General features: G+C 39.7%; 25 protein-coding genes and 3 pseudogenes. 16 read left to right on the top strand and 12 right to left on the bottom strand.

Translation table 11 applies throughout. From position 1 onward, the window contains the following. Positions 1-160 precede the first annotated feature (160 nt). Both B5V81_RS05805 and B5V81_RS05800 read left to right on the top strand, forming a co-directional pair. Positions 161-372 (top strand): annotated as a pseudogene (locus B5V81_RS05805) (class I fructose-bisphosphate aldolase); the annotation flags it as partial. Positions 373-742: 370 nt separating this feature from the next. Further along, a complete protein-coding gene (locus tag B5V81_RS05800) occupies positions 743-1,003 on the top strand; it encodes a hypothetical protein (RefSeq protein ID WP_244979403.1) in 261 nt (86 codons plus the stop codon). Positions 1,004-1,248: 245 nt separating this feature from the next. Here the strand turns inward: B5V81_RS05800 and B5V81_RS05795 are convergent, their stop codons facing one another. Then, positions 1,249-1,416, bottom strand: a complete 168-nt coding sequence (locus B5V81_RS05795) for a P-loop NTPase family protein (RefSeq protein ID WP_212112579.1) — start codon at positions 1,414-1,416, stop codon at positions 1,249-1,251. A gap of 288 nt (positions 1,417-1,704) precedes the next feature. Continuing rightward, positions 1,705-1,926 carry a 50S ribosomal protein L31 gene (gene rpmE, locus B5V81_RS05790; RefSeq protein WP_005774581.1) on the bottom strand — a complete coding sequence of 74 codons (222 nt, stop codon included), beginning with the start codon at positions 1,924-1,926 and terminating at the stop codon, positions 1,705-1,707. Between the two features lie 178 nt (positions 1,927-2,104). Between rpmE and B5V81_RS05785 the strand changes: the two genes are divergently transcribed. Further along, a complete protein-coding gene (locus B5V81_RS05785) occupies positions 2,105-3,895 on the top strand; it encodes an ABC transporter transmembrane domain-containing protein (RefSeq protein WP_212112576.1) in 1,791 nt (596 codons plus the stop codon). 628 nt (positions 3,896-4,523) lie between these two features. On the opposite strand, the gene B5V81_RS05780 is transcribed toward B5V81_RS05785, so the two are convergent. The 5 genes from B5V81_RS05780 to B5V81_RS05760 form a co-directional block, all read right to left on the bottom strand. Further along, entirely contained in the window at positions 4,524-5,315 is a 792-nt protein-coding gene (locus tag B5V81_RS05780) for an inositol monophosphatase family protein (protein ID WP_212112574.1), read from the bottom strand. Between the two features lie 14 nt (positions 5,316-5,329). Beyond that, positions 5,330-5,905: an elongation factor P gene (efp, locus tag B5V81_RS05775; RefSeq protein WP_039760798.1), complete on the bottom strand. Its 576-nt coding sequence runs from the start codon at positions 5,903-5,905 to the stop codon at positions 5,330-5,332. 611 nt (positions 5,906-6,516) lie between these two features. After that, positions 6,517-6,882: a helix-turn-helix domain-containing protein gene (locus B5V81_RS05770; protein WP_212112571.1), complete on the bottom strand. Its 366-nt coding sequence runs from the start codon at positions 6,880-6,882 to the stop codon at positions 6,517-6,519. A 944-nt stretch (positions 6,883-7,826) separates the two neighbouring features. Then, a complete protein-coding gene (locus B5V81_RS05765; RefSeq protein ID WP_212112568.1) occupies positions 7,827-8,870 on the bottom strand; it encodes a tetratricopeptide repeat protein in 1,044 nt (347 codons plus the stop codon). A 378-nt stretch (positions 8,871-9,248) separates the two neighbouring features. Beyond that, a complete protein-coding gene (locus tag B5V81_RS05760) occupies positions 9,249-9,614 on the bottom strand; it encodes a helix-turn-helix domain-containing protein (RefSeq protein ID WP_212112566.1) in 366 nt (121 codons plus the stop codon). A gap of 494 nt (positions 9,615-10,108) precedes the next feature. Between B5V81_RS05760 and relB the strand changes: the two genes are divergently transcribed. Both relB and B5V81_RS05750 read left to right on the top strand, forming a co-directional pair. Further along, on the top strand, positions 10,109-10,297 hold the full coding sequence (gene relB, locus B5V81_RS05755) for a type II toxin-antitoxin system RelB family antitoxin (RefSeq protein WP_212112564.1): 189 nt from the start codon (positions 10,109-10,111) through the stop codon (positions 10,295-10,297). Further along, positions 10,297-10,584 (top strand): type II toxin-antitoxin system RelE/ParE family toxin, encoded by a 288-nt coding sequence (locus tag B5V81_RS05750; RefSeq protein ID WP_212112562.1) that lies wholly within the window; start codon positions 10,297-10,299, stop codon positions 10,582-10,584. Before relB ends, B5V81_RS05750 begins: the two co-directional genes overlap by 1 nt. A gap of 51 nt (positions 10,585-10,635) precedes the next feature. On the opposite strand, the gene B5V81_RS05745 is transcribed toward B5V81_RS05750, so the two are convergent. The 5 genes from B5V81_RS05745 to B5V81_RS05725 all read right to left on the bottom strand — a co-directional run bounded on the left by B5V81_RS05745 (position 10,636) and on the right by B5V81_RS05725 (position 13,469). Next, a complete protein-coding gene (locus B5V81_RS05745) occupies positions 10,636-10,857 on the bottom strand; it encodes a hypothetical protein (RefSeq protein WP_212112604.1) in 222 nt (73 codons plus the stop codon). Positions 10,858-11,225: 368 nt separating this feature from the next. Beyond that, positions 11,226-11,381 carry a hypothetical protein gene (locus tag B5V81_RS05740; RefSeq protein WP_212112560.1) on the bottom strand — a complete coding sequence of 52 codons (156 nt, stop codon included), beginning with the start codon at positions 11,379-11,381 and terminating at the stop codon, positions 11,226-11,228. A 431-nt stretch (positions 11,382-11,812) separates the two neighbouring features. Continuing rightward, the gene (locus B5V81_RS05735; protein WP_244979402.1) at positions 11,813-12,328 is read right to left on the bottom strand and encodes a hypothetical protein; all 516 of its coding nucleotides are present in this window, start codon (positions 12,326-12,328) and stop codon (positions 11,813-11,815) included. A gap of 84 nt (positions 12,329-12,412) precedes the next feature. Continuing rightward, positions 12,413-12,703, bottom strand: coding sequence for a hypothetical protein (locus B5V81_RS05730; protein WP_244979401.1), 291 nt, complete (start codon positions 12,701-12,703; stop codon positions 12,413-12,415). Between the two features lie 103 nt (positions 12,704-12,806). Beyond that, positions 12,807-13,469: a thiamine phosphate synthase gene (locus tag B5V81_RS05725; protein ID WP_212112557.1), complete on the bottom strand. Its 663-nt coding sequence runs from the start codon at positions 13,467-13,469 to the stop codon at positions 12,807-12,809. A 359-nt stretch (positions 13,470-13,828) separates the two neighbouring features. Between B5V81_RS05725 and B5V81_RS05720 the strand changes: the two genes are divergently transcribed. From B5V81_RS05720 to tolR, 11 genes and pseudogenes are all read left to right on the top strand, one after another. Beyond that, positions 13,829-14,971, top strand: coding sequence for an OpgC family protein (locus B5V81_RS05720; RefSeq protein ID WP_212112595.1), 1,143 nt, complete (start codon positions 13,829-13,831; stop codon positions 14,969-14,971). Positions 14,972-15,154: 183 nt separating this feature from the next. After that, positions 15,155-15,673, top strand: coding sequence for a DUF1465 family protein (locus B5V81_RS05715; protein WP_212112555.1), 519 nt, complete (start codon positions 15,155-15,157; stop codon positions 15,671-15,673). A gap of 19 nt (positions 15,674-15,692) precedes the next feature. Continuing rightward, positions 15,693-15,957: pseudogene (locus B5V81_RS05710) on the top strand (DUF1465 family protein); the annotation flags it as partial. A gap of 19 nt (positions 15,958-15,976) precedes the next feature. Continuing rightward, positions 15,977-16,274: pseudogene (locus tag B5V81_RS05705) on the top strand (DUF1465 family protein); the annotation flags it as partial. Positions 16,275-17,851: 1,577 nt separating this feature from the next. Further along, on the top strand, positions 17,852-18,367 hold the full coding sequence (ruvC, locus tag B5V81_RS05700; RefSeq protein ID WP_212112592.1) for a crossover junction endodeoxyribonuclease RuvC: 516 nt from the start codon (positions 17,852-17,854) through the stop codon (positions 18,365-18,367). Positions 18,368-18,380: 13 nt separating this feature from the next. Beyond that, a complete protein-coding gene (gene ruvA / locus B5V81_RS05695; RefSeq protein WP_212112553.1) occupies positions 18,381-18,995 on the top strand; it encodes a Holliday junction branch migration protein RuvA in 615 nt (204 codons plus the stop codon). A gap of 13 nt (positions 18,996-19,008) precedes the next feature. Then, the gene (gene ruvB / locus B5V81_RS05690) at positions 19,009-20,103 is read left to right on the top strand and encodes a Holliday junction branch migration DNA helicase RuvB (protein ID WP_212112551.1); all 1,095 of its coding nucleotides are present in this window, start codon (positions 19,009-19,011) and stop codon (positions 20,101-20,103) included. Positions 20,104-20,309: 206 nt separating this feature from the next. After that, positions 20,310-20,750: a tol-pal system-associated acyl-CoA thioesterase gene (ybgC, locus tag B5V81_RS05685; protein WP_212112549.1), complete on the top strand. Its 441-nt coding sequence runs from the start codon at positions 20,310-20,312 to the stop codon at positions 20,748-20,750. A 230-nt stretch (positions 20,751-20,980) separates the two neighbouring features. Continuing rightward, positions 20,981-21,124, top strand: a complete 144-nt coding sequence (locus tag B5V81_RS05680) for a hypothetical protein (protein WP_212112547.1) — start codon at positions 20,981-20,983, stop codon at positions 21,122-21,124. A gap of 742 nt (positions 21,125-21,866) precedes the next feature. Continuing rightward, on the top strand, positions 21,867-22,577 hold the full coding sequence (tolQ, locus tag B5V81_RS05675) for a protein TolQ (protein ID WP_212112545.1): 711 nt from the start codon (positions 21,867-21,869) through the stop codon (positions 22,575-22,577). 17 nt (positions 22,578-22,594) lie between these two features. Continuing rightward, on the top strand, positions 22,595-23,047 hold the full coding sequence (gene tolR / locus B5V81_RS05670) for a protein TolR (RefSeq protein ID WP_212112543.1): 453 nt from the start codon (positions 22,595-22,597) through the stop codon (positions 23,045-23,047). The last annotated feature ends 14 nt before the right edge of the window (positions 23,048-23,061 follow it).

The raw sequence follows: 23,061 nt of genomic DNA, 5'->3' as shown, positions 1-23,061 counted from the left end.
AGGCATTTTGTCATCGTGCTCGGATGAATCATCTTGCGGCTTTAGGACAATGGACAAAAGAGCAGGAAAAGGTGAGCGCTTGAATTGTCATAGAGCGGAATTCCCATAAGGTTGTGTGGTGATTGTCCTAGATGCTTTGCTTAGCAAGAAGGGCAATTAAAATGCACAAGCTCTTGCATGGTTCATGCTGCTTTATGTCAGGAACTTAAGATTGTGCCAATTGTTGAGCCGGAAGTGCTGATGGATGGACCGTCGTGCGGGCATTCCATTGCGCGTTGCTTTGAAGTGACACGCACTGTTTTACAGACTGTCTTTAAAGAATTGTTTGAAGCCCGTGTCGTTTTAGAGGGGATGATTTTAAAGCCAAATATGAAGCTTTTATGTATCAGGATAGCTTCCTCTTCAATAGGGAGCCTTTTTATTAACGAGCGGATTTAACAGCTTTTGCTAACAAAAATGGATTTGCATCTCAATAAAATGCATGTTTTTTTGTGAAAATGAATACATTTTTCTTGTATTTGTGATGCTATAATGGAAAAATAGCTCCTATTTATAGTAGAATGGCTGAAGAATAGAGGGGGGAGTCGTGGACGGCATATCTGCTAACAAGAGCGATATCAAAGAAGAAAAGCCAGACGCAAAAAAGAGCATTTTTTCAATTATAATACGTATAATATTCAATATAATACGCATTATATTAGCTGGGATATTTAGACTGTTTATTTTTACAATTTTTCTTATCATGTTCCAAGTGCGTGGACTGGTTCATACCGCACTAAGCTTCATTGCGGGTTGGAGTGCCATAGCGTGCTTTTTATTTTTTTTCGGATACCTCTTAGAACGCCGCGAAGCACCAGCAGATGAAGCTGGGATATCGTTCGCATTGCTCTTAACAATTGGTGAAGGCGTTTTTTCTGTTTGCTGTCTGTATGCTATGTGGGGTTACGACGCTATCTTATTACGTTTAGCACCTGCTGAGTATGAACTTATTCTCTTTGAATAAATAGAGCGCACTTCGTTTGCACACAAATTAAAATGAGAGTCGGACAGCCTCTCAAATTCTTAATAATCGCTCTCCAAAACATGACATAAAATTTGCATTTAATGAAGGAATTAACAAGCCTTTATCCTTAAGATCAAGGCAACCATTACAGGGACGCTTGACGGTACCTTTGATTTAAGATACAAAAACGGCTTGTTTTGTCCTTCTCACGCGGCTTTGAAATCATGATATAAGGGGAAAGCTTTTCATGGTGCCTTTCTTAAAATCGCCCATACAATACCGATGCACCCCTTTTGCTCCCCAGAAAGTATGGTTCCACCTTTTTCTCCTTGTGTCTCCAAACCATCGGGTAAAGCTTGAATAAATTCAAGTGCATTTGCCACTTCTGCTGCGGCGAGAATTTCCTCTTCCATAGCATTTTCAGTTCAAAAAATATGAACTGAAAAATATGAACTGTTTGCAATTATTTTATTGGAAGTCTTTATACTCTATGGAAGAGGTTTACCCTCGTATTTCAAAACGATTTTTGAATTAAAAAACGCAGCCACGATGATTTATAAAAAATTGAGCTCTATCTCTTTCTGTTGGATGCGTTTTTGAATGAACCTTTACAATGCACTCTTTAACAGTACAAAAAAACCACGCGCCTAATGGGGTAATCGTTTTGTTTAAAATCTTTGTTCCCCACGAGAATGAGGATTTTACATACCAATATTACCAAAACGATTTTTAAACTTAGAAAGGCGACCACCACGGTCTACAAGTGTCTGGGACCCACCTGTCCAAGCTGGATGCGTTCTTGGATCAATATCTAGATTGAGCGTATCCCCTTCTTTTCCCCAAGTGGAGCGCGTTGTATATTGAGTTCCATCCGTCATAACAACGGTAATTTTGTGATAGTTAGGATGAATATTCGCCTTCATGCGTCAAACCTTTTACGTTTATAGAATGAAAGAACACTTATTCGATTTTTTAAGTGCGCTTCCTTTGCCTTTTTGATACATTGATTAAAGTATTTATTCCTATAGCTGAGCACGCATAAAAAAACAAGTGTTCAAGATGCGTCATTTTGTCAAGTGTTATGATAGTGAGAGAAGTTTTATGAAATTATATCGTCATTCAGAAAAATCTAAAAAATCTTTCCTTCATAAATCTTCTTTTTCTTCGCTTTCTATTTTTTTCCCTTATCTGTTGCGCTATCGTTGGTTATTCATCTTTGCCTTTATTGCTTTATCTGTTGCAGCCCTTGTTACATTAGCTTTACCCATAGCGATCCGACAAATGTTTGATCATGGGTTTTCTCGCTCAAGCCATGGACATATCAATTTTTACTTTGGCATTTTGTTTTTATTAGCCTTGATTCTCGCATTTTCTTCAGCTTGTCGTTACTATTGTGTTATCACATTGGGAGAACGGATTGTTGCTGATTTACGGCGTGATGTGTTTGTCCATATTATGAAACTTTCTCCTGCTTTTTTTGATCGGTCGCATTCAGGAGAGATTGCTTCAAGACTTCTAACAGATACGACACAAATAAAATTGGCCGTTGGCTCGACTGCCTCTACCGCTTTACGTCAACTGATTATCGTGATCGGAGCTATTGTGATGATGGTGATCACCAATGCTAAATTATCTTTGCTGGTTTTGGCTGCTATTCCTATTGTGGCACTTCCTTTGGTGGTTTTTGGGCGTAAAGTTCGTGCGCGTACGCGTGCAGCGCAAGATCGCCTTGCTGATGCCAATGCTGTTGCGACAGAACAGGTCAGCGCTATTCGCACGGTGCAAGCTTTTACCGCTGAAAAACTTGTTGCGACACGTTTTTCACAAATGATAGAACACGCCTTTCAGACAGCGCGGGCTTCTGTAATTTTGCGTTCCTTTTTTACCGGTTTTGCAATTTTTTTGGTTTTTAGCAGTGTGGTTGCTGTTTTATGGATTGGATCGCGTGATGTTTTGAATGGGACGATGACGGGGGGGACATTAGGGCAATTTGTCCTTTATGCGGTTTTTGGAGCCTCAACCTTTGCGCAATTATCAGAACTGGGGGCAGAACTCATTCAAGCAGCAGGCGCTGCTGAACGATTGGCTGAATTGTTACAAGAACAGCCTATGATTTTAGCGCCTAAAAATCCTTTATCATTGGTGCAGCCTGTTCGAGGTGAGCTTATTTTTGATCATGTTGATTTTACTTATCCTTCTAGACCACAAGAAAAGATTTTAAGTTCACTTTCATTTTCTATCAAAGCAGGCGAAACCGTTGCTTTTGTTGGGGCTTCTGGGGCAGGAAAAAGTACTATTTTTTCTTTGATCCTTCGTTTTTATGATCCGACAAGTGGAAAAATTCGCTTGGATGGCTTGGAAATTGATCGTCTTTCTTTGCAAGATTTACGTGAAGCAATCTCTTATGTTCCACAAGATGTCGCCATTTTTGATGGTACATTGCGTGATAATATTATTTTTGGAACTGAAAATGCTCTGGAAGAGGAAATTCTTGCTGCTGCTAAAGCAGCCAATGCACTTGAATTTATTGAATCTTTACCTGATGGTTTGGATACGCAGGTGGGAGAACGTGGGACCATGCTTTCTGGGGGGCAAAAACAGCGCATTGGTATTGCACGGGCGATTTTAAGAAATGCACCGCTCTTGCTGCTTGACGAAGCGACATCCGCTTTAGATGCAAACAGTGAAAAGCTTGTGCAAGAAGCTTTAGAAGGGTTGATGCAAAACCGTACAACATTGGTGATTGCGCATCGCTTGGCAACCATTTTAAAAGCCGATCGTATTCTTGTGATGGATAAAGGCGCTCTTGTGGAAGAAGGAACCCATGCCGAACTTGTTGCCAAAAATGGCGTTTATGCTTACCTTGCAAAATTGCAATTTTCACCCGAATAAGGAATCTTGATACAGCAGTCCATGGGCGTGAATACCACGCTTTACAGACAGAGGATTATTACTTTAAGGGCTTATGGAAAAAAGAAGGACAAAAATTAAGACGAAAAAAGGGGGTAAAAATTGAGGCGTTTTCTTTTTGAATTCTGACTGTTCTTTTCTCTGCTTGAGACGGAGCATTTTTTATAAAAATACTTTCCTTATGTAGAATATAAAACGATGACAAGTTAATTTCTATGAATTGAAGGAGAGAGTTCTCTTTATAACAGCACCTTCACGTTGATTTATAAGGATAATTCATTGTTTTGAACGTTGGATGAGCACTTCTAAAGTCATAGGATTTTTTTATTTCAAACACTCATTGTGAATCAAACAAAATCACTGGTTTTGTGAACTGTCTGTATGCCGGTCGTTTTGTTGCAAATTTGGAGATTATCTTTCAAAAAGCCATTGGTTATTCTCGTGGTACATAAGTTAAATCAAAGGAGGCAGAGCTAAAACGGTGCAGTTTTGCGACTTCTATCATCACACTGCGCAATTTGATAAGAGAGGTTGCTTAATGAGGAATATTCAAATGGAGGCGCTCGTACTGCCTTTTAAAAGATGTCCTTTTGAGACTTCAATGTAAGATCTAAATACCTTTTTTGAGGTTTTTTTCTAACTTGGTGCGAATATGTTCATTGCCGGCAATGATGTTCTTTTTGCGGAATATATTATCACCGCCTTCTTTGTCGGTGACAAAACCACCAGCTTCACGAACCATCAATATTCCAGCAGCCATATCCCAAATTTGCAAGTTGTCTTCCCAATATCCATCAATTCTTCCAGCAGCAACATAAGCTAAATCAAGAGAAGCAGCTCCAAAACGGCGAAGTCCAGCAACTTCCATCATCATATTGCGCAATTCAATAAGGTAGGTTCCATGTCCTGGGCGTCCCAAATGAGGCATGCCCGTGGCAATCACACAATCTTCTAATCTTTTCCGTGCAGAAACACGACAGCGCCGGTCGTTGAAAAAAGCACCACTGCCGCGTTCTGCGGTAAAGAGCTCATCACTCACGGGATTGTAAATGACACCTGCAACGATTTTGCCTTGGCTTTCTAAAGCAATGGAAACAGCAAAAAAAGGAATGCCATGGAGAAAATTTGTGGTGCCATCTAAAGGGTCAACAATAAAACGATGTTGGGAATCTTCTCCAATGATTTCTTCAGACTCTTCCATCAGAAAACCAAATTTGGGGCGCGCTTTGCTCAGTTCATTGAAAATAATTTTTTCCGCTTTGCGATCAGCTTGGCTGACGTAATCTGATGGACCTTTTAAAGACACTTGCAAATTTTGTACTTCACCGTAATCACGCACGAGAGAACGTCCTGCTTTCATTGCAGCTTGCACCATGACATTCATGATTGCAGAATGGGCCATGTTGTATTCCTTTATTATTTATCTTTTTCATTTGCACGGCGCAAATAAATCAACTCGTTGGTGTCGACAATGATACGTTCACCGGCATTCATAAAAGGGGGGACAAGAATACGAATACCATTTTCAAGAATAGCTGGTTTATAAGAAGCGGTGACCGTTTGCCCTTTAAGTGCTGGATCGGCTTCTGCAATCGTGACAGCAACTTGATCAGGAAGTGAGATGCCAATAGGCTTTTCTTGATAAAGTTCAACTGTGACAGTCATCCCATCTTGGAGAAAAGCGGCGCGTTCACCAACAAAGTCCTTTTGGAGTTCAAGTTGTTCATAAGATTCTGAATCCATAAAGACCAAAGCATCCCCTTGTTGATAAAGAAAGGTGAAATCCTTTTGTTCAAGACGCACGCGTTCAACCGTTTCAGCCGCACGAAAACGTTCATTGAGTTTTGTACCATCAAGTAAATTTTTCATTTCAACTTGATTAAATGCACCACCTTTTCCTGGTTTAACGGCATTACATTTTACCGCAACCCACAAGCTTCCTTGATGCTCGATCACATTACCAGGACGAATTTCATTGCCATTAATTTTCATCGTTTCTATCCAATTCCATTCTTGCAAAAAGAGCTCTTCTGTTGTCCTTATGGCGCTTTTCTTTGCTGCCTTTAACACTGAGCGCTTTTATTATTTTGGGCTCAAATCCCCTTATTAGCCTTGCGGCTCTCTCATTGTTTCTTGCATGGTCCCTTTGTGTGCACTTCATCGTTTTTGCTCGAACTTCCTTGTTCATGGTTGTTGCAAAGAAAAAAACTTAAGTGCAAAAGGACCTTTATGTATTTTTATTTTTCAGTTCTTTGCAAGATCATAAAAAGCGCTTAGACGCAAGCTTTTTAAAAATTTGTGCAAAATTTTTTGGGACTTTTAGGAAACTTTTTTGGGGTTTTGGGAAATTTTATTTCATTGTATCGTAAAATATTATTGGGGTTAATGATAGAGGTTCTGTAAAACCATGAGGTGTTGTTTATGAGAATGCGTGGTGAATATGCGAGGGGGAGATTGTTCGGATAATCTTGTGCCATGAACACCATGAAATGGGAAGCGCAATGAGTCCTGTTCTGAGAAGTCATCTTGTTTGCTAACAAGATCGGGAAGGGGTTTCTTTCCGTTGAGGTGTGTAAGGCAAGAACAGAGTATGGTGTATGATATTAGCTTGCGTTCTCATCAGCGATAAGCTGTAGAATGGCTTTTTGCTTTATCGAAGTGAGTGTTCTAAATCGTTTGAGCAACAGATATTCCTCTATGCTGGAGATGACTTCATCGTGAGGGGAGATGGCATGTTGTTTTGTGATGACATCTGCATAAAAAAAGGAAACTGGAATATTGAGGATATCGGAAATTTCCTTTAACCGTCCCGCGCTTACACGGTTTAAGCCTTTTTCATATTTTTGAATTTGTTGAAAGCTTATCCCTAAAGCATGCCCTAAGGCTTTTTGAGACATTTTTAGCATTTGTCGTCTCAAGCGAATTTTTTTGCCAACAAAAAGATCAATATTAAAATTTTGAGATTGCATTGTTCCCCGCCAAGTGCGAGCGCCCTCGCATAAGTATTCCGGGAGTCTAAAACACTGACCTCGAATCAGCTTTTTGCTTTTAGTGCTAGAGCGCACCTGGACATAGCAAAATCTCCCGGAATTCCGGGATCCCCACAAAGTGGGGTAAATTTATGTACGAGGTTTCGGGTTTTAGAGCCCTATTGGTCGTTGCGTATGCGACCAAAACACCTTTTAACTCATAAAGGAATTTCAGAAAATTTACAATAAAAAATAGTTTTTAATGAGAGGTGATGTTTTTCTCATGCAATTGAAAAGAAAGCATAACTATTTTGATCCTATGCTACTTCCATAGCATGAGGATCATATTTTAAAGTGTGCGGATAGTATCGTTCGTTTGTTTGTTGGATAATGCTTGCTTTAAAAACAAATGATACAGAGTGTTTTTTTCTCATGAATTCTTCTTGCCAATGCGTTTTCCTGCCAATGAAAATGTCGTTATAAAGACCCTTTTGTTTGCATTGTTTCCCGCCAAGTGCAAGCGCCCTCGCATAAGTATTCCGGGAGCTTGAAAGTACTGAAACCTAATCAGCTTTTTTGCTTTTAGTGCTAGAAAGCACCTGGACAGTGCAAAACCTCCCGGAATTCCTATCAATTTTATCTTTTTTAAGCAAAGAAGAGCATTTTTCTCAAGCGTTTTTATAAAAATAAAATATATTTTATGAATTTTCTCAAGGGGTAAGGGGGGTTGCAATATTGAGAATTGGCAAAGCGTATGATGGTGCCAGTTATGTATTTTCATGAGGTAAAGAAAATAGCGGCATGAGGTAAAGAGGAAGAGCTCTATTTCAGGATCAGATATTTTTTGCCTGCTTTTTAGCAGGTATAGAATTTCTGTTATGGCTTTTTGTTTTCTTTTTCGCTCACACTTGATCAGACAGTTTGTATCTTTTTTTACAGCGGTTTTAAAAAACAGGAAGGATCTTTATGGCTTCTTTTTGAGCCTTTTCTCGTTGTGTGTTGTCCATACCTTGGAGCATTACTTCAAGATCAGGGGCTTGCATTTTTGCCTCCTTTGCAAGCATATACCATGCTGCTGCCATGATTATATCCCCTTTTGTTCCGATGCCGTCTCGATAAAGTCTTGCAAGAGAAATTTGTGCTGGGGCTATCATGTTGGTGGCATTGTGAAGCAGCAAATGAAAAGCACGGTCAAAATCTGTTTTTCCTCCACGACCCTGTATAAGCCATTGAGCTAAATGAAGTTGAGCTTTTAAGTGGTTGTTTTGAGCTGCTACCTCCATGAGCTTGCGGGCATTACGATCATCCTTTGGGCGATTTACAGTGCCTAAGGAAAGAATTTTTGCTGCCGCAAAAGCAGCTTCAGCATCCCCAAGAGCCGCTCCTTTTAAGTACAATTTTAAAGCTTGCTCGATTGCTTCATTTTCACGGCTTTGAAAAGAGACGCCGGGAAGATTTTGTTTTTCACGTGAGGCTTTATAAAGAAGAAGTTGTCCATAATAAAAATAGGCTTCTTTAACGCCTGCGTTGACAGCTTTTTGAATAAACTGTTCACCAAGTTCTTGATTTTGGTTGACAAAATGACCATCAAATAACATAAGCCCATAGCGGAGTTGGGCTTGGGGTTCCCCCTGTTTTGCTGCACGTTCAAACCATAAAGCAGCGCGCGCGCCGTCAATAGGAACAGCGCAGCCTTCCATATAAATTCGGGCAAGAAGCGTTTGGGCAAAAGGATCATTTTTTTCAGCACGACGGAGGGCTTCACGAAAAGCTTTTAAATAATAACCTTGGATGTAATAGTCATAGGCTTGGTCATAGTCGCCAGCTTTTAAGGGTTGAAAAGATTCTTTTGAGTTTGAAGTTCCTTGAACCGTATTGAAAGAGCGTTCAAAATCTGAGAGTTCTTCAATGTTGCCAAAAGAATTTACAACAGAATTTGCAAATCCTATTACACTTAGGATAAGCAGTTTAACGCTTTTCTTGATCATAAATCTTTCCTCCTCATTACCAATCAGAATTTTCACATTTTTCTTTCATCATTACAAGCCATATAAGAACTCTATCGCTATCTTATTTTTTCTCTCAGTTAAGTTAGATTTAAGCACGTTTATAAAAATAATATACACGTCGACAAGAACCAGACTGTTTTAAACAATCCTATTTTAAACAACTTTAAAACAACAATGATGAAAGAATTATCCAGAGAGGCTTTCTTCTATTATCAATGCTTATCCCCTTATCACCCAAAAAACGTCTCTGATGAAACTATCCTTTTCAAATATGCAATGAGTTGTTGATGAAGAAAACATATAGGCTCTATAGAGCGTGTCGCGTTATAAGAGCGTGGTGTGCACTATCGCATGATTTTAAGTTGCATTCTCATCAGAGAGTAATAGCAAAATGGCTTTTTGTTTTGCTATTGTTAGAACTCTAAATTTTTTGAGCAGCTGATATTCTTCTGTGCTGGAGATGATTTCATCATGATGATAAGAGGGGTGTTGTTTTGTGATGATATCTGCATAAAAAAAGGAAACTGGAACATTGAGGATATCAGAAATTTCCTTTAACCGCCCCGCGCTTACGCGATTTAAGCCGTTTTCATATTTTTGAATTTGTTGGAAGCTTATCCCTAAAGCATGCCCTAAGGCTTTTTGAGACATCTTTAGCATTTGTCGTCTCAAGCGAATTTTTTTGCCGACAAAAAGATCAATATTCAGATTTTGATTTTGCATTTTTCCCCGCCAAGTGCGAGCGCCCTCGCATGAGTATTCCGGGAGTCTAAAAATACTGAACTCAAATCAGCTTTTTTGCTTTTAGTGCTGGTAAGCACCTGGACATAGCAAAAACTCCCGGAATTCCGGGATACCCGCAAAGCGGGATCAATTCATGTTTGAGTTTTCGGGTTTTTAGATCCCTATTGGTCGTTGCGTAGGCGACCAAGACACTTTTTAACTTATAAAGGAATTTAAGAAGGTTGGCAATAAAAATAGTTTTTAATGAGAGTTGTGTTTTTTAATGAAAGACTATCCGCCTCTCAAGCTTTCTGGAACGATGATCAAAATCATGATATCCGAGCTGCACGTTTGTTGAGAGGGTTAAAAAGCCTTAAGTTTTAAGATCAAAAAACTTTGACGCTTAAAAGTTAAATATTTTCAATTCGCTAATATTGACAACATAACCAATAGCAATTATCTTCAATATTAAGGAATAGAAAGGACATATCACTATGAAGACCACCCTTTCTCCGCTCATTTCAGAGTTCGAAACTATTGAACAGGAAAGCAGCTACATTGCGTGGTTGCGTGATAAGGTAGCCGTAAGTCTTGCAAATCCATATCCTCCTATTCCACACGATGAGGTTATGGCTGAAATGGAAGTTATAATCAGTCAGCTTGAAGCTGAACAGAAAAAGTGATGCTTCCGGTTGTTTGGTTGTCTTCGGCGCGCGATGATTTGCGTCAGATTTTAGCTTACATTGCTCGTGAAAATCCATCCGCTGCGCGCCGAATGAAAAGGCTTTTGGAAGCATCCGTACTGCCGCTGGCTGAACATCCATATCTGTACAGACAAAGTGAGAAGGTATTAGGATTACGGGAGATCATAGCACATCCAAATTACCTTATATTGTATCGAGTAGCTGCAAATCAGATCGAAATTGTAGCTGTTGCACATGCCCGACGTGAATTTCCTATTTCTCTTTAAATTTAATGAGAGGCTGTCTTCTTCTCAATCTTTCTGGAACGATGATCAAAATCATAATATCAGACCCGTGTTTATCAAAAAGTCTAAAATGATTTTTTCCATGGTAATGAATTCACAGGCGGTTTCTTCATTAAAATTCGCATAATCGCTTGGCTTTGGCATTTTTAAAAGATGCGATTGTAAGCTTTCAGAAAGGTTATTCTCTTTAGCTTTTTTAAAAATCTTTTGCATCCACTCACGAAAGATCTCTTGAGCATCAGCAGAAAAACGCATGACAAGCGGGTGTTCAGGAGAACCAAGGGGTTTATATCATAATGAGAACGTATTAAGCTAAGAGGAGATGCCAAATTCTCAAAGGAGAAGTGCAATGCACCTTTACGAGTTTTTTGGACTTCATGATTTTTTCTACAACATTATGCCCCCCCAAGATTATGTGCCCTTAAGCAACTACAGTCGTTGATACAATATCCTCAGCAAGCATTTGTTCATCTTGCACATATATTATATTTTTTAGTATTTTTAATAAAATTTTTTGGAAGATTTCTTGGTACGGCACGCGATACATCAGTGCTAACGTTCTCTTAAAAAACACACAGATAATTAATCAGCTTCAAAAAACAACCTTACCAATGAAGTACTAGCTAGAGGGTTGCATGCACAACGCAATAATGGCACACTGATTCCCACCAGCGTGCTTCACATATTGTACGCGTAGCCTGTACAGAGTCTACCGCTCCTAAATACTCAGACGTAATGCTACTGGATCGTACAGTGACCGCAGTTGCACCCTTAAACACCGATTTCTACCATATCATAATGCTTGACAAAAGCATCATGCCATCATGGCAACCGCCTTGCGTAGGGGTTCCACAACATAGTTCTACAAATTGTTGACGCATTGCCAAGCTAACAGTTTTCTTGCCCACCTACGCCAATGAGACCATCACTATCCTCTTTTTGAATCGTAAAACAAAATGATTTCCCATGAGCGATAAACCATCTGCTCAAAGTCCAGCTAGCTCAAACTCATAGCATTCTAAACCTTTATGCTCGCTCTTTTCCCAAGGGGGCATAGTTAGATATACCACTTCCCTCACGTATTCACGCGCTGGAATAAAAAATCTGAAACTATGAGGCAACGCTGCATTTGTATGCAGCGTTGTTGTTAGGTATAAGCTTCTATTGAGATAGTTCTGATGGAAAGCACCCACAGCTAATGATATAGGGATTAATTTGGATTCTTTCGAAATGCTATATATAAATTTAATGTGCCGCCCCACAACACACCACCAGTAAACCCACTTAAAAGACCAAAAAGGAGGTTAAAATCAAATGCATATTTCAAATCAGGTACAACCTTGAGAAAAACAATCAATGTGAATTTTATGACAAAAGCGGTAAGAATAAATGTCAGCGTCAACCGTGTACCAGGCAGAATAATTAAATCTGTTCCCTCTTTGATTTTTAAACGCGGAGTAGCACGCCAGAGCAACCAGCCAACGCCAAAGCCGATCATCAGCCCTGCCAACATTGCGATTGCTCCCCAACGCGGGAAGGCCAGCTGGGTAATCACATCGCTTGCGCCCAAAAAAAGAAAGACTAACGGCAAGAGAAAAAGGCGGTAAACCTTCGTTTCCCTATCTTTCAATGCGATTATTCCCCTCGCGATGAGAAAAATAAGCAAAATCCAAGCCCATAAAGAGGTTCCGGTCAGAATGTTAAACAATGACATATTATGCTCCATGATGTTATGCTCCATGATGTTTGATGCGATAAAAATATTGCATGATGTTAGGAAGATATTTGGAAAAAAGAATACTAGCACAAATTACCCCCCTAGTGCCCCACCAAAGCTGGGGGACCATGCAAAAAAGATGATTACCCAAATCCATATAATATATTTATTGATGAGATAAAATAGGATATGTTTGCGTTTTTCTTCAGAAACACCAGCACTGGCATAAAAAATGGTAAAGGGTTTCTTTACCAGCAAGCTAATCAATGAAACCAGAGCAAGTGACAGATAGCAAAAAACTGTGGGGTAGTTCAGTAAAAGTGTAGACCATTCAGAGAAATAATTAACAAACAGGACAATAAATGTCAGAATGTTAGTAATCATCACGGGTTCTCCCTGTCGGATAATTTTAATATTCATAGCAATAATGAACAATAAAATCACAGTTAAGATGAGAGAGCATTCGACCAGAGTTAAAACGTTTCCATTACAAGGGGGTGTTTTTACATTTTTCTTGCATCATTTTTAGCAATATTAAGGGGTTGTCGTTCCCCAAAATAACTTCTTCCACAGCAATGAATTCACATCCAGTTTTTAAGGCTTCATCAAACATTGTAAAATCGCTTCCTGCTTGGATAATGGCAGGGGTTTCCATAATCTCTGCCCACCACGCTGCTAATTGGAGATTACGAGGGTGCGCCTCTGGTTTTTTATCAGCCCCTAATTTTCCAAACAGAAGATAGTCAACACCTGTTTCTGCTGCAAGCATGGCACTATGGCGATTGCGTAGATTGCCAAAGCCTAAGATTTTTTGTTCCTTTTGTTGATTTTTAAAGCCTCCAAGGGCGTTAAGATCATCTTCTATGTGCAAACCATCAGCCTTTATGCGTCCCGCAATGCGGCTGTCATCAGCGATGAGAAGAGCAGCGTCATTGTTTTGAATATCTTCTGCATAAATTTGCGCTTGTTGTTGTAAAAAAGAGCCATCATCTTTTTGCTTTTCAGAATCATAAAGAATGAGGCATGCAAAGGACTTTGTTTGCAAAATTGGACGCAAAAAGCCGTGCGGGGTGTTGCGTCGAACATCCAGTGTTAAAACCAATTGAGGAAAAAGAGGGGATTCAATCGGTTTATTTTTTTGTTGTGTCATGCCATATCTCTGATTTTTATAAAAAAATGATTCTTAAAAATTAAAGTTGCATCCTATTCATGCTTGTTTGCGATGAGGGTAACCACTATTTCCCCATAATTTCAAGGGGAAGCGTGGGGGAGTCCAGTGTTGAAATACTAAGGCGTTTGAAAGACCAAGCTGTTGTTCAGCATACGATACAGCCTTTTCGTCATGATATATGCATGGGTGTTTTTCATCTTTTTGCCTTAAAAAATAACACTTAAAAAGAAACTTGACTCTTCAAAGTTAAAGTTTCATCCTATTCATGCTTGTTTGCAATAAGAGTAACTACTCTTTTTATGTGACTTAGGGGCTTTGTGATGTGTGGAAGTCCATTGATGAAAGCTCACGCTGTTGTTGATCATAATGCACAGCCTTTTTATCGTGATACACGCATTGATGTTTTCCGTTCTTTAGCCCTGTTGACGATTTTCATCAACCATATTCCCGGCACTCTCTATGAGCATATAACCCATAAAAATTTCGGTTTTTCTGATTCTGCAGAAGTTTTTGTTTTGCTTTCAGGGATTTCGTTGGGGTTAAGCTTTCATGGTCGCTTACAGCAGAAGCCTTTTGCTTTTATTCTCCGAAAACTTTGGCAGAGAGCTTTTCAGCTCTATGGAGCGTATCTTTTGACTACTTTTGTCACGTTAAGCCTATTTTGGGGGGCCTTTTTCTTATGGCGGACAGAAAAGCTGCTAGCAATGAACAATATAGGGCTCTTTTTTACAGAGCCTGTTATCGCCTTTTTAAGCACCTTAAGCTTGGGGCATCAGTTAGGCTATAATAATATTCTTCCACTTTACGTCGTGTTGATGTTTTTTGCACCTTTTCTTCTGTATTTGAGTTGTAAACAGATCAAATGGCTGCTTTGGGGATCGTTTATACTCTATCTTACTTGCGGATTTTATAAAATTGCTCCTCCTTCTTATCCTATAGAGGGAAAGTGGTTTTTAAATCCTTTGTCTTGGCAATTCTTATTTGTTATTGGTTTGACCAGCACTCTAGCACTTAAACAAGGAAAAAAAATCGCTTTTCAGTCTTTTTGGCTGGTTTGTGCAGCAATGTATCTCTTGTTGGCTCTGTTATGGGTTCGCTTAAATTGGTGGGGCATTTTGGGATGGTTGGGCTGGTCTTCTCCGTTGGTCAATTTTAATAAAACCTTTTTAAGCTTGCCCCGTTTACTCCATGTTCTTGCATTATCTTTTCTCATTCTTTCTTTACCGCGCGTCAATAAATGGTTTTATGTCTCTCAGAAACATCCTTTAGCAATCTTAGGAAAATATCCTTTACCAGTCTTTGTAACCGGAACCATTTTTGCGATGTTTGGACAAATTGTAAAAACAGTGATGACAGGAACGTTTTTTTCCGATAGCCTCTTAATAATAATGGGTCTTGCTCTACAATTTGGAGTCGCCTATTATTGTGAAAAATGTTGGACTTTGCAGGGGGCTTTTTCAAGGAAACTGATCCGTTTATAAGAAAAACGCTTCCATGGTGCTTGTTCGGCTGCGTTAACCTTAGTATAAAAAGTGCGTTGCGCAAAAAATTTAAAAGAGGTAGTCATTTCAAAAAAAAGCATTCTATACAGCAACAAAAGAAACTTTTTAAGACTCTGTTCGTTGAGTGGTGTGGTTTTGTGCTGATACTTGGAGTATAAAAGCGTGAGCGTACATAAACGTCCCTATGATGAACCTATTATCATGATTGAGCATAATGCTTTTGAAAATGCTTTTAATCGCCTTTATGAAGAGACAATGGCGCTGATTGAAAAAACCGCAACCTATATCGATTCAGAAGGAAAGGTTGTAGCACGTACCCTTTCACCAGAAATTTCTACACTCTATGCGAAAGAGGCGATGTATTTAAGTACACGACTTATGCAGATTGCCTCTCAACTCCTTCTTCTTCGGGCAGAACGTGAAGGGGAAATGTCACCCGAACAGATAAAAAAAGAAATCGTCAAAGTTTCTCTTCATACACCAACCTTAGAACTTGAAACCTCTCATTGGGATGAGCTCCCAGAAATTTTCCGCCAATTTGTTGCTCATTCACTGCGTTTAGAGGCACGCATACAGTATTTACGGGCAGGATGGGAGACGGCTGTTGCTAGTGACTTGAGTGATGAAAATCCAGTAGGAAAACAAATCGAATTGCTAAAAACAGCCTTTGGGCGTTCTTAAAGGATGTTTTCTTGTTTTGCGTGAGGGGGCAATGTCACCCGAACAGATAAAACAAGAAATCGTCAAAGTCTCTCTTCATACCCCGACCTTAGAACTTGAAACCTCTCATTGGGACGAACTCCCAGAAATTTTTCGCCCATTTGTTGTTCATTCACTGCGTTTGAGAGGCACGCATACAGTATTTACGGGCAGGATGGGAGACGGCTGTTGCTAGTGACTTGAGTGATGAAAATCCAATGGACAAACAAATCGAATTGCTAAAAACAGCCTTTGGGCGTTCTTAAAGGATGTTTTCTTGTTTTGCGTGAGGGGGCAATGTCATCCGAACAGATAAAAAAAGAAATCGTCAAAGTTTCTCTTCATACACCAACCTTAGAACTTGAAACCTCTCATTGGGACGAACTCCCAGAAATTTTCCGCCCATTTGTTGCTCATTCACTGCGTTTGAGAGGCACGCATACAGTATTTATGGGCAGGATGGGAGACGGCTGCTTCCAGTGACTTGAGTGATAAAAATCCAATGGACAAACAAATCAAATTGCTAAAAACAGCCTTTGAATGTTTTGAGAGGATAGTACTGTTTCTTTCTTGCGCTATTTAGAGTGGTATTGCTATTTTTGATAACCAGAATTGCGTAACGAAAACCAATCTGGAGTGTTTTTTCTGTTTTCACTCATTTTGTATTTTCTGCCTAATTTCTTTTTGAGTATGAGAAAAGATTTTGAGCCTATGGGCGCTTGATTTCAAATTGCAGTATGGATTGTGGCTGATTTTGAGGGGAATAGGCTTTCGCTTGTTGTCGCTAGAACGCTTGTTTTTTATATCGTACGGTTTTTTTGGCTATGAGAATGATCAGGTTATGCTAGATATAGGCAAGCTCTTGGATATCAATTTATCTTATTCTCCCATAAAATACCGTTGTTTAAGAGTGTTTAGGGCAGGAGTTATCTTTAGCATCTATGAAGTGAGTCACATAAGTGGTCATCAGTAAGAAGTTATCGAGAGGCGTTTTTTTTTATAAGATAACGCTGGTAGGAATCTTCGTCCTTTGAGATGTGGGGAGAAGGGAAGACTCTATAATTTATGCCCCATAAAATGGCTGAAAGGCCTGTGTTATAATGAACGCCTCAAACGGAATAGCTTAGAATTGCCAATCTGCGCGCTTGCGCTTTAAAAAAATATCTCTTAAGGCTCGTCACACCTTTTTTCGTGACGGTCGTCCGTGAATGGCATAACGGTAAATCCCCTCAAAAAGTGTATAAAAGTCATTGTTTCTCCCTTTTTACGCTTCATAAAAGCGTAAACCAGCCTCATCATACAATTTGCCAACCTCTCATGTTTTTACAGTGTGTAACACTGGTTCATAAGAAGCATGTCTTTTCTTGTACAGTTTCATTCTTCGAATGTCTTTTCTGCTTGTAACGTGCAAGGGAATGGTTTTGATTGCTACAACATAAAACAGGTTTGGAATGAGAGAATCTTTCGATATTCTAGATTCTCATTTAACATGAATAATACGAGGGTATTTTGTTCAATCAATGCGTTCTCTTATAATAATAAGGCATTGTTTTAGTTTTGGGGGGGCTCTCAGTTTTAATAGGAGGAGTATAGGAGAGGGCTCTCTTCACGTTATCACAAAATAAATTGTCATAAAAATGCTTTATAGGGGCAAAATACTTTATAGAGTCTCTACGGAGTCCTATGCGGTTCCATAGGTAACCCCGTGTTGCTTAGGAAATGTTATTATGTGTTCTTGTGCTGCGATGGGCATGTTAAAAAAACATCTCTCAATGTTTGTGTACGTTCATAGCATGGGTAAGGTCTAACGTAAAAAGATTCCGTGAAGTATTACTCCCCATAGAGAAGTATCTTTACATTTATAAAGTACAATGCCTCTCTTTGTTTGCTTGTGGTGGTTTAGTCATTATGACATTGAAGATGTGAGATAGAAGGGGAAGATGATAGAGAGGGAAAACTTTTATAGGGTTCTTTTGCTTTCTTGTGAGGTGGTTTTGTTTGATTGTCTTCATGTCTCACATAAAGCTGCTGTTTGTTGCGTGTTATAATGGACAAATTCATGATGCATGATCCTCTTTTTTCTGGTTTTGTCTTTTACTGCTTTTTCTTTATGGCTTAAGCCTTTATTCAAGAGGGGGAAAAGTGTATAAACTGAACGCTATGGCAGAGACGATTCGTATTATAGGCATTGATCCGGGACTACGGCGGACAGGGTGGGGCGTTATCGATCTTGCGGGTAATCGTCTTCAGTTTATTGCTGCAGGAACGGTTGCTTCTGATGTACAGTGTGAGCTGGCTTCCAGACTATGCCAAATCCATAAAGGTCTTTCAGAGATTGTCCATCAATTTATGCCTCATGAAGCTGCGGTGGAACATGTGTTTGTCAATAAAGATGCTACAGCAACTTTAAAACTTGGGCAAGCGCGTGCGATTGCGCTACTGGTTCCTGCGCAAGCAAATCTTCCTGTTTTTGAATATGCGCCCAACAAAGTTAAAAAATCGGTTATTGGGGTTGGACATGGCGCTAAAGAACAAATTCATATGATGGTTAAAGTCCTCCTCCCACGGGCTGAATTTGATAGCAGTGATGCGGCTGATGCCCTTGCTCTTGCTCTTTGTCATAGCATGCATCGTAAGAGCATTGGTCAATCTTATCAGGAAAGGGTGGCAATATGATTGGGATGACACCATGATTGGTAAATTAAAGGGTACGCTTGAACATATCTTTGAAGATCATATCCTTCTTGATGTCCATGGTGTGGGGTATGTCGTTTTTATCTCAAATCGGTTGCGTCCTTCTTTGCCCTCTGTTGGAGAGGCATTAAGTCTCTTTATTGAAACGCATGTTCGCGAAGAGGCAATCCGCCTTTTTGGTTTTGCAACAAGAGCTGAACAGGAGTGGTTTTGTCTTCTACAAAATGTTCCAGGTGTAGGGGCAAAGGTTGCTTTGGCAATCTTGGGAACTTTATCGCCCGATGAACTTGCACAAGCTATCGCCTTAAACGATGTGGCGATGATTAGTCGAGCACCGGGCGTTGGTAAAAAAGTCAGTGAAAGAATTGTCGGTGAACTGAAAAGTAAAACACTTCCCTTTGAACAGGCGGTCAAGACTGTTTCAGTTCCTCAGCGTGAGATGATCGATCAACCTACGCATGATGCGCTTTCCGCATTGATGAAGCTAGGGTTTGAACGAGAGCACGCAGCTCGTGCTCTTGCTCTTGCGATGAATGCTCTTGAGGGGGAAACTGTGTCTTCTGCCCTGCTGATCCGACATAGTCTCAAATTGCTTTCTTCTCCTACTTGAATAAAAGGTAACAATGCATAAAGATGAAGATCAACGCCTTCTGGGTTCCACACCCCTTCCTAACGATCCTGATCGTTCCTTAAGACCACAAGTTCTTGATGACTTTATTGGTCAAGAAGCGGCACGGGCTAATTTAAAAATATTTATTGAAGCCGCAAAAACGCGACAAGAAGCGCTGGATCACGTTTTGTTTGTGGGACCACCGGGACTGGGAAAAACAACGCTTTCACAGATTATGGCAAAAGAATTAGGTGTTAATTTTCGCTCTACTTCAGGACCGGTCATTGCTAAAGCAGGAGATTTAGCAGCCCTTTTGACCAATCTTGAAGAACGCGATGTCTTGTTTATTGATGAAATTCATCGCTTAAATCCAGCAATTGAAGAAATTCTTTATCCAGCCATGGAAGATTATCAACTCGATTTGATTATTGGGGAGGGACCCGCTGCACGCTCGGTTAAAATTGATCTGGCTAAATTTACTTTGGTTGCGGCAACCACACGATTGGGGCTTTTGACGACACCGCTGAGAGACCGTTTTGGTATCCCCATTCGTCTTAATTTTTATACGATAGAAGAATTGGAATATATTGTTCAGCGTAATGCGCGGCTTTTTGCTGTCAAGATCAGTGATGATGGTGCGCATGAAATTGCACGCCGAGCACGGGGAACACCTCGAATTGCTGGACGGCTTTTACGGCGCGTTTGTGATTTTGCTTTGGTGAAACAAGCAAAACAAATTGATCGAAAAATCGCTGATGAAGCGCTTTCGCGCCTTGAGGTGGATCATCTTGGGCTTGATCCGCTTGACCGGCGTTATTTGCTCCTGATTGCGGAAACTTTTTTAGGAGGACCGGTAGGGATTGAAACAATTGCTGCTGCTTTATCAGAACCACGCGATGCTATTGAAGATATTGTGGAACCCTATCTGCTTCAACAAGGGTTTATTCAAAGAACGGCGCGTGGACGTATTCTCACTGAAAAGGCTTGGAGCCATTTAGGACTTTCTGCTCCTGTTTCAACAACGTCTATACAAAGGCGCGCTCAACTTTCTGATGCTCAAAACAATGCATCGCTTCAGACAACTTTATGGGATGAGGAAGATGACTAAGGCATCTTTTTAAAGAAACGGCGTGAATATTTTAGAGCAAGAGCATAACGGGCAAGAGATAGGCTCCTTTTCGTATATTTTGACCGAAAAGGTTTGGCACAATGAAGGGTTTTGTGCTTTTGCTTTTCATAACTTCAACACAAAAATGTGTTGAATGCTTGATAAACAATTTTCTATCTTAAATGATTTTATGGGACGGGAAGTCAATGACAGAAGTAACACCTTTCAAGAGCAATCATAAAAATGCTTTTCATAATTTTCAGGTCCGTGTTTATGTGGCTGATACAGATTTTTCCGGTGTGGTTTATCATGCGCGTTATCTGGAATTTTTTGAACGGGGACGTTCAGAATTTTTACGGGATACCGGTTTTAATAATAAGACGTTAGCCGCAGGGACTGAGGGGGAAAAACTGTTTTTTGTTGTGCGCCATATGGAAATTAGTTTTTCACGACCAGCCAAAATTGATAACCTTTTAGTTGTTAAAACGCGTGTTGATCATATCCAAGGGGCACGCTTTTTTATGGAACAAGCTATTTTACACGAAGAGACCACGTTGGTCACAGCGAAAGTTGAAATTGCTCTGATTAATGAGGAGGCAAAACCACGACGTTTACCCAAAGAGCTTTTTGCAAAAATGCTTGGTTAAAAGTGGTGTTTATTGAATATACGATATATTGATGTGTAAAGATAATGGAGCGTTATGTGATTTGAATGAGAACCTCGGGTGTCGTAAAATTTTTTCTTTTCAGGCTTTTTCACATTGAAATAATTAAAACCGTTTGCTTACACTTTCATAAAAAAGTAGCATATAATTCATTGAAAAATATGTGGAAATTTATGTATCATCTTTAATGCCATAGTGGTTAAAGATCGCAAGTGAGCCAAGAGAATGAAGGGGGTGGTTTTTATGAAGTCAAAGAGGGTGAAAAGGTTTTTTTGCACGTCACGGAAGTTTTGAAGCTATACCGTGGTGCCGGAGAGATGATGCGCATTGAAAGAAAAAAATTCACAGCACGATGAGATTATACGAGACTTACATCCGATTGTATGAGACGACATGGTGAGACTTACATGGGGGGCATTGGATGGGGGACATGGGGTGAGGCATTTGATGGTGATTTATTTTTAGGTTTTTTTGTGCCTGAGGGGGTACTCCTGTTAAGCTTAAGGGAAAATGAGAGAAACAAGAGCTTGAGGCAAGGCACAATTTTTCATGATGATAACATATTTATTGATCATGATCATTGAATGTGTTGCAATTTAAATGAAAATTTTAAGACGGGTAAAATTTTTTCTTTTCAGGCTTTTTTTACAGTGAACTCATTAAAAATATTTTCTTGCATATCACACGTGAGATTGAGGCGTGGGGAAAAAACACTTGAGAAAGGAATAACAATACCTCGTATGAACTTTTTAAGGGCTCAGATTTATCGCAATATTTTGTGCTGGAGACACCTATGATGATTTAGCGTTCTTGCCATAAGCATAAAGAGCGTCGTGCGTGTAGATTTGATATCATGCATTTTTATATCATGGGGGCTTTATCGTTATATCTTTCATGAATACCGTTGTGAAATGGGGATGGGGTGGTTTGAGAGATGCTTCTCATAGTCACTTTTTAAAGAAATTAAAAAAACAGGTCTTGTTTTAGCCCATAGATTTATGTGAAACTAAGATTTTTTACTTAAATTTAGAAACTATAAAACAATCTGTTTTATTAGAATTTTAATCAATGCACCTTTCATTTAGAGGGACAAAAATTATGCCGCATGTAGAACTAACGAATCCAGAAACAATGGGAATGTTGCATCTGTTTATGCAAGCGGGTTTCGTCGTTAAAGCTGTTATGGTTTTGTTGCTGCTTTCTTCCGTTTGGAGTTGGGCCATTATTTTTGATAAAATTTTTACATATCGGAGAATACGGCGTGAAATAAAGCAATTTGAACGTCTATTTTGGTCAGGTAAAGCGCTAGAAGATCTTTATGCTTCATGTAAAAGTCAACGCACCAATAGCATATCGGCCGTTTTTATGGCGGCAATGGGTGAATGGAAAAAATCTCTTGAAAAAGGAACCCATACATCGACAAGTTTGCAGAGCAGAATTGATAAGGCTATGGATCTGACACTGGGACGTGAAAGTGAAAAAATAGAATCAAAGTTAGGTTTTCTTGCAACACTTGGATCTGCGGGACCTTTTATCGGACTTTTTGGAACCGTTATTGGTATTATGGAGTCTTTTCTTTCTATTTCAGCTTCTCAAAATACATCTCTTGCCATTGTCGCACCAGGGATTGCAGAAGCGCTTTTGGCAACTGCTATTGGTTTGTTTGCGGCAATTCCAGCTGTTATCGCCTATAATAAGTTGACCCATGAAAGTGGTCGCATCGTTGCACAAATAGAAAATTTTGCTGATGAATTTTCAACAATTGTATCGCGGCGTATTGATGAAACACGTTCAGCACCTTCCTCTTGATAAAAAGGAGCTTATCTATGGGCGTTTCTGTTGTTTCTTCTTCTCAAAAAAAAACACGTAGGCGGCATCATTCACGAAGCCAACTGATGAGTGAGATCAATGTCACCCCTTTTGTGGATGTGATGCTGGTGTTGCTCATTATTTTTATGGTCTCTGCCCCCCTTTTAGTAAACGGTGTTCCTTTGGATTTGCCTCGTAGTCAAGCGGGACCCGTACGCACGCAAAAAATACCCCTTACGGTTTCACTTGATGCTTCAGGACGCTTTGCCATTAATCAAGATTATTATGAAACATCACAGGCGCTGATTGCACAGCTTAAAACTCTTCTGGAAGCCGATGCGACACAAAAAGATCAACGGGTTTTTGTGCGGGTTGCTAAAACTGTTGAATATCAACAAGTCTTAAAACTTTTGGCGGATATTCAAAAAGCCGGATTTTCTCAAGTGGCACTAGCAAGTTTGGCGCAATAAATAGTAAAATTTGC

The organism is Bartonella queenslandensis, from assembly GCF_018155095.1.
Taxonomy (GTDB): Bacteria; Pseudomonadota; Alphaproteobacteria; order Rhizobiales; family Rhizobiaceae; genus Bartonella; species Bartonella queenslandensis_B.
The sequence above is the reverse complement of the archived record's forward strand: the minus strand, read 5'-3'. Positions and strand labels throughout refer to the sequence as shown.